The organism is Aeromonas sp. QDB03, from assembly GCF_027707985.1.
In the GTDB taxonomy this organism is placed as follows: Bacteria; Pseudomonadota; Gammaproteobacteria; order Enterobacterales; family Aeromonadaceae; genus Aeromonas; species Aeromonas hydrophila.
The window spans coordinates 157,571-171,916 of record NZ_JAPCJG010000003.1; the positions used below are offsets into that span (position 1 = coordinate 157,571).

Annotated in this window: 22 protein-coding genes, 1 other RNA gene and 1 pseudogene; 1 reads left to right on the top strand and 23 read right to left on the bottom strand. The window is 60.5% G+C overall.

Going from position 1 to position 14,346, the window contains the following annotated elements; genetic code table 11:
* Position 1: 1 nt before the first annotated feature.
* The 22 genes from PG900_RS09930 to PG900_RS10035 form a co-directional block, all read right to left on the bottom strand.
* Entirely contained in the window at positions 2-478 is a 477-nt protein-coding gene (locus PG900_RS09930) for a glycoside hydrolase family protein (protein WP_270831378.1), read from the bottom strand.
* 156 nt (positions 479-634) lie between these two features.
* Entirely contained in the window at positions 635-1,108 is a 474-nt protein-coding gene (locus PG900_RS09935) for a Mor transcription activator family protein (protein WP_270831379.1), read from the bottom strand.
* Between the two features lie 88 nt (positions 1,109-1,196).
* Complete coding sequence (locus tag PG900_RS09940) at positions 1,197-1,628, bottom strand: hypothetical protein (RefSeq protein WP_270831380.1); 432 nt, start codon at positions 1,626-1,628, stop codon at positions 1,197-1,199.
* A 1-nt stretch (position 1,629) separates the two neighbouring features.
* Positions 1,630-2,256, bottom strand: coding sequence for a gp16 family protein (locus PG900_RS09945; protein WP_270831382.1), 627 nt, complete (start codon positions 2,254-2,256; stop codon positions 1,630-1,632).
* Positions 2,246-2,752, bottom strand: coding sequence for a hypothetical protein (locus PG900_RS09950; RefSeq protein WP_270831383.1), 507 nt, complete (start codon positions 2,750-2,752; stop codon positions 2,246-2,248). The genes PG900_RS09945 and PG900_RS09950 overlap by 11 nt, the downstream gene beginning before the upstream one ends.
* Positions 2,742-2,999 carry a hypothetical protein gene (locus PG900_RS09955; RefSeq protein ID WP_264098375.1) on the bottom strand — a complete coding sequence of 86 codons (258 nt, stop codon included), beginning with the start codon at positions 2,997-2,999 and terminating at the stop codon, positions 2,742-2,744. The genes PG900_RS09950 and PG900_RS09955 overlap by 11 nt, the downstream gene beginning before the upstream one ends.
* Positions 2,996-3,244, bottom strand: a complete 249-nt coding sequence (locus PG900_RS09960; RefSeq protein WP_270831384.1) for a hypothetical protein — start codon at positions 3,242-3,244, stop codon at positions 2,996-2,998. The genes PG900_RS09955 and PG900_RS09960 overlap by 4 nt, the downstream gene beginning before the upstream one ends.
* Positions 3,220-3,471: a hypothetical protein gene (locus PG900_RS09965; protein ID WP_270831385.1), complete on the bottom strand. Its 252-nt coding sequence runs from the start codon at positions 3,469-3,471 to the stop codon at positions 3,220-3,222. The genes PG900_RS09960 and PG900_RS09965 overlap by 25 nt, the downstream gene beginning before the upstream one ends.
* A gap of 39 nt (positions 3,472-3,510) precedes the next feature.
* Positions 3,511-3,575, bottom strand: an RNA gene (locus PG900_RS09970) — hammerhead ribozyme type II.
* Positions 3,574-3,870, bottom strand: a complete 297-nt coding sequence (locus PG900_RS09975) for a hypothetical protein (RefSeq protein WP_270831386.1) — start codon at positions 3,868-3,870, stop codon at positions 3,574-3,576. Before PG900_RS09975 ends, PG900_RS09970 begins: the two co-directional genes overlap by 2 nt.
* Positions 3,871-3,955: 85 nt before the next feature.
* The gene (locus PG900_RS09980; protein ID WP_270831387.1) at positions 3,956-4,093 is read right to left on the bottom strand and encodes a hypothetical protein; all 138 of its coding nucleotides are present in this window, start codon (positions 4,091-4,093) and stop codon (positions 3,956-3,958) included.
* Positions 4,094-4,201: 108 nt separating this feature from the next.
* The gene (locus PG900_RS09985; protein WP_270831388.1) at positions 4,202-4,897 is read right to left on the bottom strand and encodes a DUF2786 domain-containing protein; all 696 of its coding nucleotides are present in this window, start codon (positions 4,895-4,897) and stop codon (positions 4,202-4,204) included.
* A complete protein-coding gene (locus PG900_RS09990; RefSeq protein ID WP_270831389.1) occupies positions 4,897-5,127 on the bottom strand; it encodes an ANR family transcriptional regulator in 231 nt (76 codons plus the stop codon). Before PG900_RS09990 ends, PG900_RS09985 begins: the two co-directional genes overlap by 1 nt.
* Positions 5,120-5,404, bottom strand: coding sequence for a hypothetical protein (locus PG900_RS09995; protein ID WP_017410073.1), 285 nt, complete (start codon positions 5,402-5,404; stop codon positions 5,120-5,122). The genes PG900_RS09990 and PG900_RS09995 overlap by 8 nt, the downstream gene beginning before the upstream one ends.
* Positions 5,394-5,642 (bottom strand): hypothetical protein, encoded by a 249-nt coding sequence (locus PG900_RS10000; RefSeq protein ID WP_270831390.1) that lies wholly within the window; start codon positions 5,640-5,642, stop codon positions 5,394-5,396. The genes PG900_RS09995 and PG900_RS10000 overlap by 11 nt, the downstream gene beginning before the upstream one ends.
* A gap of 8 nt (positions 5,643-5,650) precedes the next feature.
* Entirely contained in the window at positions 5,651-6,259 is a 609-nt protein-coding gene (locus PG900_RS10005; protein ID WP_270831391.1) for a DUF3164 family protein, read from the bottom strand.
* 15 nt (positions 6,260-6,274) lie between these two features.
* Positions 6,275-6,598, bottom strand: coding sequence for a hypothetical protein (locus PG900_RS10010; RefSeq protein WP_270831392.1), 324 nt, complete (start codon positions 6,596-6,598; stop codon positions 6,275-6,277).
* Positions 6,595-6,816 (bottom strand): hypothetical protein, encoded by a 222-nt coding sequence (locus tag PG900_RS10015; protein WP_270831393.1) that lies wholly within the window; start codon positions 6,814-6,816, stop codon positions 6,595-6,597. The genes PG900_RS10010 and PG900_RS10015 overlap by 4 nt, the downstream gene beginning before the upstream one ends.
* Positions 6,816-7,073 carry a hypothetical protein gene (locus PG900_RS10020; protein WP_270831394.1) on the bottom strand — a complete coding sequence of 86 codons (258 nt, stop codon included), beginning with the start codon at positions 7,071-7,073 and terminating at the stop codon, positions 6,816-6,818. Before PG900_RS10020 ends, PG900_RS10015 begins: the two co-directional genes overlap by 1 nt.
* Entirely contained in the window at positions 7,073-8,011 is a 939-nt protein-coding gene (locus PG900_RS10025) for an AAA family ATPase (protein WP_270831395.1), read from the bottom strand. The genes PG900_RS10020 and PG900_RS10025 overlap by 1 nt, the downstream gene beginning before the upstream one ends.
* 55 nt (positions 8,012-8,066) lie before the next feature.
* Complete coding sequence (locus tag PG900_RS10030) at positions 8,067-10,088, bottom strand: transposase domain-containing protein (RefSeq protein WP_270831396.1); 2,022 nt, start codon at positions 10,086-10,088, stop codon at positions 8,067-8,069.
* Between the two features lie 11 nt (positions 10,089-10,099).
* Positions 10,100-10,375 carry a helix-turn-helix domain-containing protein gene (locus PG900_RS10035; RefSeq protein WP_187593171.1) on the bottom strand — a complete coding sequence of 92 codons (276 nt, stop codon included), beginning with the start codon at positions 10,373-10,375 and terminating at the stop codon, positions 10,100-10,102.
* Positions 10,376-10,548: 173 nt separating this feature from the next.
* On the opposite strand from PG900_RS10035, the gene PG900_RS10040 reads away from it, so the two are divergent.
* Positions 10,549-11,412: a helix-turn-helix domain-containing protein gene (locus tag PG900_RS10040; protein WP_270831397.1), complete on the top strand. Its 864-nt coding sequence runs from the start codon at positions 10,549-10,551 to the stop codon at positions 11,410-11,412.
* A 242-nt stretch (positions 11,413-11,654) separates the two neighbouring features.
* On the opposite strand, the pseudogene pulA reads toward PG900_RS10040, so the two are convergent.
* A pseudogene (pulA, locus tag PG900_RS10045) lies at positions 11,655-14,141 on the bottom strand (pullulanase-type alpha-1,6-glucosidase); the annotation flags it as partial.
* Between the last annotated feature and the right edge of the window lie 205 nt (positions 14,142-14,346).

A 14,346-nucleotide genomic window follows, 5' to 3' on the forward strand; every position in this document is an offset into this window, starting at 1 on the left:
ATCAGGCTCCGTATTCCGGTGCCCAGAGGCCGGTGCGCATCTGCTCGGCGTGGCGTTTGGCCCGATTTGGGGTTTGTTTGGCCCAACGGCTGTTGAGCATGCCGGCGGCCGCATCGTTCCAACGCTGCTCAATCACCGCCTGCAGGGTGTTCTTGAAGGCGGCCAAGCCCTGCACGCCCATCTGGTAGGCCATCGACTTCAAGATGGCCTGCCGAGCTGGATAAGGGGTGCAAGCGGTCAGTGCCAACGCCAGCTGTGGTTGTGGCAATCGGCGCATCTCCAGCTCAAGTTCGTCGAGCAACGAGTCTAGCCAGGCTTCACCAGCTCGTACCGGCAAGGTGAACTGATAATGCTTGATGTTGGCGCCCTTCAGCCCGATGCGAAAACCAAAGCCTACGGTGGGATAACCTTCCGTGCAGAGATATGGCTTATCTCGCCAGGCTTCTTCAAATTTGAGAAGGGAATAAATAGAGGACATGGCACACCTGGACAGGCAATGAATTTAATCCAGTGTGCTATTTATGAAGCCCGTCATTACACTGACGGACTTCACAAGCGAAAAACGCCATTGTGAATAATCCATAAAAAAATAAGCGGCCACTTGGGCCGCTTATTTCGTGATGGTAATTGCTGGCTAATACGCTCTGCCATTTCTCCGGCCATGGCCATCCGCGACGGCATCCATGCCAGTAAACATATCCCCCTGGATCTTCCGCATTTCAGAACGGCGCATTCTGGCCAATACGAATTGAATCTCACGGGTTGAAACACCGAATTTACGCGACAGCTCGAACACGTTGTTACCGGTGAATTCTTTCCATATCTGGATAGAGCGCAGCACGGTGGCCAGCGTCTTGCCGTTCGGTACATAGAAAGGGGCTCCGCCAAAGGTACGGCAGAACTCGGAGAGCATGATGAATGGCAGCATCTTGTCATCGCGATGCTTGTCTACCACAGATTCAATGGTATCGAACATGCCGCGCAACTGTTCGCTCCACCCCGGTGCGGTCTCGTCGCTCAGCATGCGATAGGTTTCTGGATCGATGGCATTCAGGTCAACGCCGATGCCAAACAGGTCAATGGTCTGCTTGTCGTGTGTCTGTTTCATATCGCCTCCGAGCGCCAGATAAAACAACACCCAGCATGGCTGGGTGTTGAGATCATAACCTCCTGGATCGGGGCTCCCAAGGGGACGGCTATAGCGCGATCAGATAGTAGTCCTTCATCATCGCGTCGATACCGCACCAGTCCAGACTTGCCTGCTTGGCAAATACCATCAGTTCGCGCGGTGCGTCTTCACGGAGATAGAAATGGTGGGTTTCGCCACGGTGGTCAACTGCCTTGAAGTAAAAATCGCTCTGCCAGCCAAGCTTCTCGTTTCGCCAAAACAAAGCTTCACCTTGTTCGTGCATCACCACCACCGACTTGGCTTTGATAACGGCGGGGCAGTTGGCCGCCAGTTCTGTGAAGTTGGCCTTCACCTGTTCAGTGCGATCAACGCCATCATTGACACCCTGAATGCTGATATCAACCTGTTGCTTGGCGGGCATGGCCAGATACGCAACACCGCTGCCAACCAACGCAATGATCCCCAACACCGCCATGCCGAAGCCGTTTATCTTTGACACCTCAACTCTCCTCCAGCTGTAACCCGTTAACCGGCATGCTGCCATCGATCACCATCCTGCCGCCTGCTCGCCAGCCTGGTGTTTCATACACCTTCCTCACCAGGTCATAGCCGGGTTGGGCATCGTCCCGGTGGGAGCTGCTCTCCGGCATGATATCACCACGGTTCAATATGGCATCGGTCATCAGCCGAATGTGCCACTTTTTCAGCGCCTCCAACACCCGCTCTGCCTGGATGGAGGTGAGCCATTCCGCCCGGTTGATGCCCACGCCGCCGTTGGCATTGGCCGTCATCCGGCGGATAAAGCTGCCCAGGGCATCCTCAGATCCATCGTGCAGCAGGCCGTCATTGTTCATGGTGATCCAGATAGCCCGCAGCTTGCGCACCTCGGGGGCCTGCACATGGGCGGCGCTGGGCGGCGAACGGCGGCCAGTCGTGTTGCCCTTCACCTTGAACCCCAACCCCTTCATGGCGGTGACCACGGCCTCAAGTTGTGCGGCCTTGAGCCCCTTGGCCGAGCGGGATCCGGTGACCGACTCCAGCAGGGCACGATAGTCCTCATCATCCAGCCCCAGTTCGCGGCGGCCAACGTGCACCAGGGTAAGCAGACGCTTGGCATCAGGCTGCATGGCGGCCTCCGATGTATTGATGGAGAGCGACGAACCGCTGCAGGTGCTCGGGGTCAACTTCTTCCCAGCTGATAAAACGGGGCTTTCCCTCCACTTCGCGGCGTTTGGCCCGCAGTTGTGTGGGGATGGTTTCGCTGCTAATGCGCGAAGCATCCAGCTCGAAGCCTTCCGCCACCGCCTTCTGGATCAGCCAGCGCAGCCAGGAGTAATTGTTGCCGGCACCATAGACCTCTTTAGCCAGCAGACCCAGGTACACAGTGCCCTGATGCTGGGCCAGATAACGCTGGATGCGGCGCACCGTCAGCAACCCATCGTAAGTGATCAGCGAACGGGGCTCGATCAGTCCCTTATCGGTCAGGGTGCGGATCCATCTCAGCATCTGCCGCTCAGAACACTCTCCCAATGCCTCGGCCAACATGGCCGCGCTCTTGTGGCGGTAGTCCGGAACCTGCTTGATCTTTTGCGCCAGGGCTTCCCAGCTGTGTTTATTCATCATCGTCTTGCTCCTCATCCGCATCGCTCACCGAGAGCGCAGCGACATAAATCTTGTTGGTCTTGGGCGGCTTGCCTTCTCGCCAGCGGGGCACTGTGCGATCAAGCCAGGCCATGGCCTTCTGGTCGTCTTCGGCCTTGGCCGCCTTCACGGCGGCCCGGCTCATACCCTTATGCTGGCGGGTGACCATGCCGGGCATATTGGCCTTTACGTAATCCACCTGGCGGCGTTGGTAGGCGGTCAGCTTCATGCTGCTTTCTCCTTCCAACGCTTGACGGCGATTTCCCCCTCGCAGGCCTTGCAGTAGTGCTGCAGCCCATCGCAGGATCTGGCGCTGTTCCACACTGACCAGAAGGCCGTGTCTTGCGGCCAGTATTCGTTGCAACCGCTGCAGAGCTTTTCCAGCCCCATCTCGGGGTCCAGCTTGGCCTTGCCAGATGCCAGCCGTTTAGCCAGCAAGCCGGGCTTCATCAGTGGCGTGTATTCACCGTGCATACGGCCCCCTTGCCATCCCACTGCAGGCGCTCGGCCTCCAGCTCTGCCAGCAACTGCTCGGCGCCGCGCAGGGCATCACCGGCAATGTCGTTGGCGTGGTACTTCCTTGCGCCCCGTGACAGGGCAGTAAACCGGCGCTGCAGCACCAGCTTCTCTTTCCATTCCAGCGCGATGGCCATCTCGCCATAGAGCCGGTTTAACAGGTTGTTCAGCACATTTCGGGTCATAGCGTCCTCGCGTATCGTGAGTGGGTTATGACCGGGCCCGGTCGGCTGCTCATCAGTGCCCAGCCACCACGCTGGGCAGACGGGGGAAGCCCCCCGTTTCGCTTATTGTCCTGGCGCCGAGTAACCGACGGTGACGCTGGCGATCGGCGTCTTGTTCAGGGTGATGGTTGAAGTGACTTCGGCTTTACCGTCATCAACCCAGACCATCGCTTCACGCAATGCATCGATCATCTGCTGGCGGCCTTCTTCACCAAGCAAAGCAGCCGCGGTATTCATCACTGCCTGCTGTTGGCCAATGGCTGCCCGCAGATCGATGAAGAATGCATCGAGCTTTTCAGCCGGGATCTTGACCGCGATATCCTTGATGGTGCTGATGATGTAGTTCTTCTGGTCTGCCATTTCAGGCCCCCTGTTTGGTCAGGCTCTTACGCGCCTTGTTGACGATGGTGGTCAGCATGGCCAGCCGGGAGCGGTGCTTCGCGGCTTAGCCATACTGGTTGATGAAGTCGATGGCCAGTTGTGCATCAGCCAGCGCCTGCTGCGGGTTGCTGCGCAGTTGGCACTCCAGGGTGCTTTTGCCATCGTCCACGCTGGTATTGAGCAGGTATTTCACATTCGACATATCAGGTACCTCAGTTGACCAGGAACAGGCCGGTGAACAGACCGGCGACAAAGGCCCCATAGAACAGGGCCATCACATTGACCAGCACCCAGAAGGCGGCTTCACCGTTCATGCTGCCCCCAACTTGGCTTGTTCCTGGCCACCGACACCAGCATTCAGCTCCACCTGCTTCGCGGCAATCCAGCCATGGAGCGAGGCGGACTGATCACGCTTGGTTGCCTTGGCGGCGCGGGACTCACCGGCGCTCAGGTTCGGGTGATGCTTATCGATGTACTGGGCAACCAGTTGGCTCTCCTGTTCGCTCGGCACCAGGGCGGAGATCTTGTGATACACCCCGTTGCACCAGCCCTCGCAGAACAGATCGGCGCGGGCCGTCTTGGTGCTGGTCTTCATGCGCTTGCTCAGGCTGCTGATGTACTCGGCCCTGGCTGCCTTGAGCTGGCGAGCCAGCACGGTGTAGACGTAGCCGGCGATCTCCACCCGCTCCGCTGGGCCAATGAACATCACCTCGGCGGTGTTGCGTCCCCAGCCAACCTGTTCATGGCACATAATCGCTTCGACCCCGAATGCTTGGCGCACCAGACTGACCAGCAACAGGCTCCATTTCGGCTGGCGTTCGCTGTTGTTGGCGGCCTTCACCTTGTTGGCGTCGATGCCACTCAGGGCGACGTCTTCACTGGAGAGCTGATGCTCAGCCATCAGCGCCTGCACCTTCTTCATCGCGTTGGCAGATTCGTGCGGGTTGCCCCGCTCCACCATGGCCATCAATTTTTTGATCTTGGCCAGAATGCGTTTGTCGCTCATCACGCCTCCCGCTTGCCGAAACGGTGGATGCAGGTCATGCACAGGTCGACGCGGGACTGGGCCCAGTGCTGGTTGGTGATGTTCTTGGCCGCCTTCTTGGCCATCACCCACAGCTCCTGGGCCGCGATATAGCGCCCTTTGCGTTCGAACTCGGCGGCGCGGTGGGCCAGCGCCAGATAACCGTTGGGATTGCGGGCGATCTCGTCGCCCTTCAACACTGCATTAGCCATGGTGTAACTCCTGTTCAAATCGGGTTTGTTGCTTGTCGTACACGGTGACGATGGAGCCGTTCTTCAAGATGAAATAGGCATCGTCACATTCGAGGATCCGGCGCGGGCTCCATCCCGCCTCGCGCTGCCGGATCCGCCGCAGCTGGCGTTTGCTTGGGCGCCATGCCCGTGACAGGGCGCCCAGCATTTCCAGTTCGCTGCGGCCGGTACGTTGCACCCAGCGCTCGATGGCGTGGCGGGTGACGTACAGCGGGCCATAGCGGGTTTCAAACTCCATCGTCTATCCCGACAAGCCCGAGGCCTTCGGTCATGATGGCCAGCTCTTGTTCGGTGACGGGCCACTCGTCGGGGTTGTAGGGCGGGTTGTCGAGCAGCCCGCACATCCAGCCCAGGGCATCCCGCACCCCTTGCTCGTAGGTACCATCTTCAAACTCGGTGCCCTGGTCTTCACTCTGGTCTGCCAGCAGTTGGGCCAGCGCCAACTGCTTGATCACTTCGGGGGTCAGGTTCTTCATGGCGGGCCTCACAGCTTCGACCAGTCGATGACGATGGCCTTGTAGGCCCCGGTGCCGGTCTTCTCGTAGAACCGGATGTACTCGGCCTTGCCGACCACGGTGATGGCGTCGGCGATGGCTTTCATCGCCTCTTTCCACTCCACATCCTGGATATCGAGCTTGCGCAGACTGAGCACCTGGTTGACGTCCACATGGCCGCCCTTGTTGACGCGGAAGGCGTGGTCCACCAGGGCGCGGATCTCGCTGCTGCTGCCCTCGCTCCAGCGGCCGATGCAGGCGTCGATCAGGGTTTTGGCGGTCTGCAGGCGCTCGTCGAACTTGCGGTGCTCGCCGATGGCCCGCACCACCTGGAAGCGGCCATCAAAGCTGGTGAGGGTGACGTTTCCCTTGGTGCCGCCGTACTGCACGCCGTACTCGGCGGCCGACAGATCCATGAAGGCTTCGATCTCCTGGGCGATGCAGGCCTTGCGGGCCAACAGGCGCAGCTTCTCTTCGTGCGCCTCGTTGCACAGGCGGGTCACCAGGTCATCGCGCAGCAGGTCGAGCGGGGCGATCAGGGACTCCGGTACGAAGTGGCCCAGGGCGTTCTTGCGCAGGTTGTCGGGTTGGTTGGTCATTGCTGTGTTCTCCTGTTAAGCCGGGAAACCGGCGGCACGGTGGTGCAGGTACTCGACCGCGGTCATGTTGCCGGTCAGTTCGAAATCGTCTTGCGGCAGGTCTTCGTGCCAGTGGACGATGCAGCCGCCGAGGCGGGCGGCGTAGGCGCGGCGGCGCAGCCCGTTGACCTGCTCTTTCAGTTCGAGCGCGTCCCGTTTCAGCTCGTCGGTGGGGTAAGCGATCTCGATCATGGGGCGGACCTGAGTGGCCTTGACGGCCAGCACCTGGCAGCCGTTCTTGCGCAGGGTGGCGATGACGCGCTGGGCGATGACGCCGATGCTGTTGGTGCGAATGTTCATGCGTTCTCTCCTTGTGAATCACGGGCCAGCGGCGCCCAGAACAGGTGCAGCTGGTCTTCGTCGTAGGGCATGGCCCAGCCTTTCTCGCTCTGGATCACCACCTCGCCATCACAGCGGCTCACCTCGCGGCCCTTGATGCCGCTCAGCAGGTTGACGTGGGTCCATTTTTGGTCAGTTGTCACGCCGTAGAAGGTCGTCGGTTGGGGTTTTGCGTTCATCAATTCCCATCCTCGTTTTCAATTCCGGCATCTGACTCATGGGAGATATCGTCGTGCCCATTTTTAAGGGCTTCCCATATGGCGTTTACGCACTCAGGGCATGCGACCAACCGCCCCTGATGAAGGCCATTCAATGCTGCGTGACCTGGGTCAATGAAGAAGGGACGATCATTGGATCCGCACCATGCTTTATTTCTACGGCCATCCTGATATCCCATCCCAACGTGGTGAACCCACTCTGGATATTCCTTTTCCATCACTCCCCCTCCAGCTTGTTGAAGGTGTGCAGCAGGATCTGCTCGGTCAGCGGTTCACCGCCCGAGTACATCACCGCCAGCTTCAGGTTCTTGCTGACCAGACGCAGGGCCCCCGGTCGTTCGCTGATGCGCAGCAGCAGATCCAGCTCGGCCGCACCGGTGATGTTCCAGGCGCTGGCAAAGGCGAGCACATCGGCCTTCTTGGCCTTGGTCAGGGCGCGTTTCATCGCGATGCGGGAGAACAGGCGGGCGAAGTCTTCCGAGCGCGGGCCGCCGGTGAGCTGGGTGTAAACCCGGCTGTTGCCGACCAGCACCAGGCCCACCTCGACCTCCTCGGCCAGGATGCGCAGCTCTTCCAGGGTGGGGCGGTCTACGTGGTCCGCTTCGTCCACCACGATCAAGCCCTTGGTGTTGCGCAGTCGACGGCGCAGGGCGCGGGCCAGCGGGCCACGCAGGCGCGGGGCGTTGTCCATGCCCAGCTCCATGGCCAGCTCGTAGAGGCATTCGGTCATGGTGGCGCGGCTCGGACTGGTGGTGATCACCCAGACGTTGTTGTTGTTGCGCTGGAACTCGCGCAGGGCGGTGGTCTTGCCCACGCCAGAGATGCCGTGAATGATGACGATGCTCTGGGTGGTCAGCGCATAGCCCATATCGGCCATGATCTGCTTGGCGGTTTCGGTCATCACAAAGCCGGGATCGCGGGGGGCATCGGCCCGCTGGTCACGGGCGGTCAGCCAGTTGGCCAGCTTCTGCACCATCGCGGTCGGGTCCGCCTTGTAGTTGCCGTTGAGCAGCTGGTTGACGGTCGAGCCGGAGACGCCGATCTCTTTGGCGATCTGCGCCTGGGTGACGGTGCTCTGTTCCAGCAGGGCTTTGACGCGGGCGAGCACGTCGCTGCCGGTGTTGCTGTTCTGGTCTAAAGTGACTACGTTTGACATGTAAATCTCCTTTCAGGCGGCCCCACAGGCCGCTTTTTTCTTGGGTAAACGCCGGTTAAATCCGGCTTTTCTTCAACGTGGCCAGGGCCAGCTCGTTGGCTGCGATATAGCGAGCCTCGTAGTCGACGACTGGGGCGGGTTCGGTCTGGGGTTGGCTGGCGGCCAGCGGTGCGGACTGCACCGCCAGGGCGGCATTGCCGAGCGCGACCGGGCGCACCATCTCCACCACCTTGGTTTCGGGGGCCGGCTCGTCGCTGATGCTGGGCAGCAGGGCGGCGGCTTCGAGGGCCGACATCCCCTTCTTGGCCAGCGCGGCGGCCTTGTTGGCCTTGACGAACTGGGTTCGGCGGAGCTTGTGCTCGCGGGCCTGCTGGGTGTCGCCAAAGGCGACTTTGTCCAGGCACTCCGCTTCGCAGATGGTCTGGCCATGCAGGGTGGTAACGATCACCGCCTCGTGCAGGCGCTGGGGGTCGAACTTGGCCACCACTTTCTGCCCGACGTACTGAGCAAGGTCGGGGTGGTAGTAGCGGTTGCTGCGGCTGGCGATAGCGCCGCCGGCTTCGAGCCGGATGGTGCCGTGCTGGCTGACGCGGGTGGCCTCAGCCTGCAGCATCATCATCATCAGTTGCTCGCGGCTGGCCTTGCGCACGGTGGCCTGGGCATAGCTCTGGGCAAAGGCCTGGTCAAAGCTCATGACGCCCCGGCAGGCTTCTGTCTCGCGGCCCAGCTTGGCGTTGTACTGGGCAACCCCTTCGGCCACGAGACGCAGGAACTCGGCTGCGTCCATCGCCCGTTCACCATAATTGTCCGGCTTGGCCATGGGGTTGGGGCCGGTGTAGCAGCCTTCCATAGCCCTTGTTTTATCGATGAACTCTTCCAGACCGCCGTTGCCAAAGGCGCGCTCGATCGGCTTGGCCTGACCGTGGCCCTTGCCCAGCAGCACGCTGGACCAGTGCAGCTTGATGCCAAGCTGTGGGATCAGGCCGAGCGGGTCGTCTGGCTTGACCTTGAAGCGGTAGCGGTTCGGCACGCCCCCGGTCATCCATTTGTTGGCGGCGGCGCGGGTGTTATCGATGGTGATCTCGCGCGGGATGCCGTATCGGCTGCAGACGTCCATCAGGGATAGGCGGATGCTGTCGGTGTTCTCGCTGATGTCGGTGCGCCATCCCACGATCTTGCGGCTGTAGATGTCTTGCCAGAACCAGGTCTTGGGGCGGATCACGTCGCCGTTGAACCACTTCACGAAGACGTTGTGCAGGTAGCCGTCGCCGTTGATCCACTCCATGGCGTCCAGCCCTTCGATGGTGCGCTCCTGCGGCGGGTAGAGCTGCATCAGCGCGTGCTCGCCTTGGCGCAGCATCACCTGCTGGGGGTTGGGCACTTCCAGATCCAGGCGGCGCATCAGGCTGGTCAGGCTGGGCACGGCCCAGGCCTGATCGCGGGCGGCCAGTTTCAACCGTTCGTAACAGGCGGCAGCGGTCGGCTGCTCGCGGCGCAGGTAGTCGCCCTTGAAGAACTCCCAGGCTTGATCGCTGACGGGGGCCAGACGGGCGGCGCGGCTTTCGGTGGCGGCTTGCTGCTGCTTGGGCACCAGCACGGCCAGCCAGTCGCAATCATCGAATCCCTTCACGGCGGCGCAGTAGCGGCGCAGGGTCGGCAGGGCGATGGCGAACTCGGCAGAGATATGCTGGTAGGCCTCCATCAGGGTGCTGCCGCTGGCCACCAGGGCATGCACGGCTTGCACCGCTTTCAGGCGGTCTTTGGCCTTGGCGTGGGCCTTATCGTTGGCCTTGCCCCAGTTGGCCCAGAGCTGCTCTTTGCAGTAGCGCGACGCCTGGGGCTTTGGCAGATCCAGCGTCATGCCGCCGACTTTGACCTTGCCTGACTTGCGCAGCAGGGCAGCTTGGACAACCGGCGGCAAGATGCTGATGTGGTATTCGGTGGCCTTGCTCCCTTCGCGCTGGCGGGCTTTCTCAGGATCGGATGAAGCCAGATCCTTCATGATGTTTCTGATTTGGCGGTCTGTTGTTGGCATGCCTGCTGTGCCTGCCAACTCAGATGAGGTGAACCACTCCATCGCGATGCTCCTCAACTGGCCTGTTGCAGGTTTTGATAACGGCTAGGCCAGATGTCTTTTGGTTCAAGACCAAGAGCACCAGAGATGATTTTTTCCCCTTTCGGCCACGGCAAGCGGAAGGCGTTTGCCAGTGTGCTGGCCGCCAGTCCGTTGGCACGGCTCAGCGCGGAGATGGTCATCCCCTTTTTCTTGAGAGCGGCGACGACATCAGCACGATGCCAGTCAACATTTCCGCTCCCCTCCGGTGTCTTTTTCTGCGAGACTATTTCGCTAACTTGGTAACTCATCTTTGTAACTCCGTCTGGTTACTCGTCTTATTAACCAGACTATAAAGACGAAACGGACGTGAGATCAAGCGAATCGGAAATTTATTTTTCCGTTATTTCCGATTCGACTTTTCGGAATCACTCCTCGACACGCATACAAAGCCAATAGAAACAATTTGTTACGGGATTCGGAAATGAGTGAACATGAATCGGAAGTGATTTCCGATTCCCAGGGTGGGAATCGGAAATTGTGGGTAACTGCAAAAGAGGTGGCAGGGCTGGAAGGAATGCCTACGACAGACCGCCGTACCAGGGACATCCTGGACGAGTGGGCGAAAGGGAAGGAGGGGACCCGGCGCAAGCGTTCTGGCACCAAGGCGTTCGAGTATCACGTCTCTGTGCTACCCAAGGCGGTGAGGGATCAGGTATCGCCGCCGAGCCAGGGTGGAGTGGCGACGTGGGCTCCTGGTGCTGGTGCAGCGTTAAGTGCCCCCATTACCACAGTGGCTGGCGGGCCGATGGCGGCTGCGGGTGGTTTTCCATTTATTGGTGCCGCAGCAGCAGTGGGAGCAGTGGGAGCAGTCGCTGGAGGCTTTGCGAAAATCTTTGATAGAGAAAGTAGAGTTGCAGAAGAATCAATAAGTTACAAAACAATAAAACAGGATGACGCTGTTGAACTTCGTTTTTTCATTGAAGAGCCAGAGCTTTTCTTGAATGAGATGGGTGGCACCTTCCCGGTCTCTTCCAAGTGGCTGAAATGGCGTGGGTTTGAGCCAAACGATTTGGCGTTCTTTGTGCAGAACGGCGACAGCATGGCGCAGCGGATCAAGCACCGCGATACCGTCATCATCAATAGCCGCGACAACCGCCTGGCTGATGGTTCCCTCATGGTCGTAGAAGTCGACGGCGCTGCGCTCATTCGCAATGTGCAAAAGATCCCGGGCGGATGGAGCCTGAACTGCGAGAACCCGCGCTATGAGCCAATCACGCTGCCTGTCGATGCTGATGAAGCATGCAAGGTAATCGGCCGCGTTGTGCGCATCATCAACGAAACGTGATGTCGGTTTAAAGCCTGTTTAAACCCGGCCTCATCAAATCAGCTGTGATCAATTCACTAGCGATTTTTCGCCGCTTTTGGATCCGATGATCATTTCGTGGATCCGCTCCAACGAAAACGGCCTGCAGAGTTTCGATCGCTCTACAGGCCGCTTTCCTTCTGGTTTCCCGATCCCATCTATTCCCTCAAGATCCCACTTATTCCCTAACCATCCCCAGTGATCAATTCAATAGGTCCTATACACTGGGCGTAGCCCGCCGGTTGACCGTTGTAGTCGATGTCGGAGCCCTTCTTCGGCATGCCGTCCTTGTCGGTCAGGATGAAGTCCTTGAGGTTGCCGGCCATGCCGAGGCGCACCAGATCGGCCTGATGCAGGGCAGTGGCGCGATCGACGCCGTCCATCTCGTTGGCATCCACCAGAGCGCCGTTGCCAAAGCCCTGGGTCTTGCGAATGGTGTCGCCGCCGTCGAACGGACTGCCGCCGCGCACCGCATCCCGCAGCCGGTCGGAGAAAGAGCCGATGCCGGTGCCGGCCAGGTGTTTCTGGGTCGCCTGCACGAAGCGCTTGTCATCCTGCACCTCGCCGAAGTTCCAGCCCTCGCCGTAGAAGTACATCTCCGGGTTGACCTTCTTCACCGCGGCCAGCGCCTGCACCATCTGATCTTTCGGGTGGTGGCCCATCAGGTCGAAGCGGAAGGCGTCGATCTTGTAGTCGCGCGCCCAGGTGACCAGGGAGTCATCCATCAGCTTGGCGAACATGGCGTGTTCCGGCGCCGTGTTGGAGCAGCAGGTGGAGTTCTCCACCGAGCCGGTCTCCGGATTGAGGCGCTGATAGTACCAGGGCACTATCTTGTCGAGCACCGACTTGGGCCCCAGGCCCGCCTCGTTGGTGTGGTTGTAGACCACGTCCATCACCACGTTCATGCCGATGTTCTGCTTGATGGCCTTGACCATCTCGCGGAACTCCAGGATGCGCTGGCTGCCCTCGGCGTTGGTGGCGTAGGAGCCTTCCGGGGTGGTGTAGTGGTAGGGGTCATAACCCCAGTTGAAGGAGTCGACACCGCGCAGATAACCGTAGAGCTCCTGCACCTGCGGGTTCTCCTTGCTGTCGCTCCCTTGCAGGTCGCCGAGCACGGCCTCGATGGTCTGCCCGCTGCTGCAGTAGCCGGCGAACTTGGAGTTCTGCACCTCGGGGTTGACCTGGCACAGCTTGCCGAAGTCGTCGCTGATGTTGGCGACCTTGGCCGGATCCTCGTTGACGGTGGCGATGTCGAACACCGGCAGCAGGTGCAGGTGGCTGACGCCGCTCTTGGCCAGCGCCTGCAGGTGCTTGACCGGCGCCGTGTCGGTATCGGTCAGGCCGAGGAACTTGCCGCGGTGCTCGGCCGGGGTGGAGTCGTCGTTGCCGGTCAGATCGCGGACATGGGCCTCATAGATGGTGATGTCGGCCGGGTTCTGCTGGCTGTGGGGCGCCTTGAGGCTGTCCCACCCTTCCGGCTTGAGGGCCGGATCGTTGAGATCCACCACCTGGCTGAACTCGGAGTTCATCGCCAGGCTCAGGGAGTAGGGGTCGGTCACCTGATAGGATTCCAGCTTGCGGCTGACCGGGTGATAGACCTGGATGTCGTAGCGGTAGAACTTGCCCACCAGCTCGCTGCCACCCTGCACGCTCCAGCTGCCGCTGGCCTCGTCCAGGGTCATGGTGCGCTCGCCGAGTGGCTTGTGCTGGCCGTCGAACAGCGCCAGCTTGACCGACTTGGCGGTCGGCGCCCACAGCCGGAAGGTGACATTGCCCCCCTCGACCACGGCGCCATAAGTCAGCTTGGTGGCCGCTTCGCTGTAGAGGGCATCGAGGGCACCGGCGCTCTGCACCAGGGTCGCCCCCTGCAGAATGCCGTCGGCATCGGTGCCGATGGCCACCAGCTCACCCTTGAGCAGCGGCTTGAGGTCCTTGCCAGCCGGCAGGGCGAAGGCGGCAGCATCCTTCAGATGCGGATACTTGGCCTGCTGCTCGGCGGTCAGGCTGGTCGGGGTCAGGGTGATGTAGGGGAAGTCGAACACCCCTTCCGCGTTGGCCTTGATGGTGCCGGACTCGGTGTAATAGAGGCGCACATGGGGCTTGTCCTTGCCCCCTTGCCAGATCAGGGTGTTGCCGTCGATCAGGTGGGCACTGGCGCCCGCCACGCCGAAGGCGGCGGTGAAGGCCTCGGCGCGGCTGCCGAAGATCTCGTTCTTGCCGGCGACGATGGCCACGGTGCGGTCCGGATGATCGCTGAAGACCACCTTCATGTCGCTGCCGGTCAGGTTGGCCAGATCGCCGTTGCGGGCGATGAAGTTGATGCAGCCTTCCAGCTTGCTAAGGGGCACCACCCAGCTCGGGCCGAAGCCGTCGGCCGCGGCCGGGGTGTTGACCTTGTCGTCCCAGCCTGCGTTGAGGCCGCTCTCGGCGGTGGCGCTGCAGGCGTCGTTGTTCCACAGGTGCAGGCTGTAGTTGGCGAAGGGGCCAGTGACCCCGCGGGCCGCACTGGTCTGGGTATCCACCAGAGCGATCACCGCCTGATCGGGCCCGGCCACCAGTTGCTCGGCAGGGGGTTGCACATTGGGCAGACGGGCGACGGGGCCGTCCGTGGGGTCAGGGGTGGAGGGGGAGGAGCTGTTGTCATTGCAGCCGGACAAAAGCGCGAGCAGTGAGGCTGTTACCAGCGCCACTTTGGTCTTTTTCATATCCATTTTTTTATAATTCCCGCTGTAGTTAGTCTCGATATCCGAGTACCCGGTCATTGCCGAGCGGTGCCATATTAATCAGCAGAAATCGTTTCAAATGTGAGCAGGGGGGCAAAAAAGTTAACCGCTTTCAACAAGATAACGTTTTCATAACGAAAATCGGATCGGGCTCACAGACCTGCCGCCCGATTCGGCACATACCTGCGGGCAG

Coding starts and splice junctions, on each gene's coding strand:
- PG900_RS10005 (WP_270831391.1), bottom strand. CDS start 6,259: ATGACCAACCAACCCGACAACCTGCGCAAGAACGCCCTGGGCCACTTC.
- PG900_RS09930 (WP_270831378.1), bottom strand. CDS start 478: ATGTCCTCTATTTATTCCCTTCTCAAATTTGAAGAAGCCTGGCGAGAT.
- PG900_RS10035 (WP_187593171.1), bottom strand. CDS start 10,375: ATGAGTTACCAAGTTAGCGAAATAGTCTCGCAGAAAAAGACACCGGAG.
- PG900_RS09980 (WP_270831387.1), bottom strand. CDS start 4,093: ATGTCGAATGTGAAATACCTGCTCAATACCAGCGTGGACGATGGCAAA.
- PG900_RS09985 (WP_270831388.1), bottom strand. CDS start 4,897: ATGAGCGACAAACGCATTCTGGCCAAGATCAAAAAATTGATGGCCATG.
- PG900_RS09975 (WP_270831386.1), bottom strand. CDS start 3,870: ATGGCAGACCAGAAGAACTACATCATCAGCACCATCAAGGATATCGCG.
- PG900_RS09945 (WP_270831382.1), bottom strand. CDS start 2,256: ATGCAGCCTGATGCCAAGCGTCTGCTTACCCTGGTGCACGTTGGCCGC.
- PG900_RS09995 (WP_017410073.1), bottom strand. CDS start 5,404: ATGGAGTTTGAAACCCGCTATGGCCCGCTGTACGTCACCCGCCACGCC.
- PG900_RS10025 (WP_270831395.1), bottom strand. CDS start 8,011: ATGTCAAACGTAGTCACTTTAGACCAGAACAGCAACACCGGCAGCGAC.
- PG900_RS09935 (WP_270831379.1), bottom strand. CDS start 1,108: ATGAAACAGACACACGACAAGCAGACCATTGACCTGTTTGGCATCGGC.
- PG900_RS09950 (WP_270831383.1), bottom strand. CDS start 2,752: ATGATGAATAAACACAGCTGGGAAGCCCTGGCGCAAAAGATCAAGCAG.
- PG900_RS09955 (WP_264098375.1), bottom strand. CDS start 2,999: ATGAAGCTGACCGCCTACCAACGCCGCCAGGTGGATTACGTAAAGGCC.
- PG900_RS09990 (WP_270831389.1), bottom strand. CDS start 5,127: ATGGCTAATGCAGTGTTGAAGGGCGACGAGATCGCCCGCAATCCCAAC.
- PG900_RS10040 (WP_270831397.1), top strand. CDS start 10,549: ATGAGTGAACATGAATCGGAAGTGATTTCCGATTCCCAGGGTGGGAAT.
- PG900_RS10030 (WP_270831396.1), bottom strand. CDS start 10,088: ATGGAGTGGTTCACCTCATCTGAGTTGGCAGGCACAGCAGGCATGCCA.
- PG900_RS09960 (WP_270831384.1), bottom strand. CDS start 3,244: ATGCACGGTGAATACACGCCACTGATGAAGCCCGGCTTGCTGGCTAAA.
- PG900_RS10010 (WP_270831392.1), bottom strand. CDS start 6,598: ATGAACATTCGCACCAACAGCATCGGCGTCATCGCCCAGCGCGTCATC.
- PG900_RS09965 (WP_270831385.1), bottom strand. CDS start 3,471: ATGACCCGAAATGTGCTGAACAACCTGTTAAACCGGCTCTATGGCGAG.
- PG900_RS10020 (WP_270831394.1), bottom strand. CDS start 7,073: ATGGAAAAGGAATATCCAGAGTGGGTTCACCACGTTGGGATGGGATAT.
- PG900_RS10015 (WP_270831393.1), bottom strand. CDS start 6,816: ATGAACGCAAAACCCCAACCGACGACCTTCTACGGCGTGACAACTGAC.
- PG900_RS10000 (WP_270831390.1), bottom strand. CDS start 5,642: ATGAAGAACCTGACCCCCGAAGTGATCAAGCAGTTGGCGCTGGCCCAA.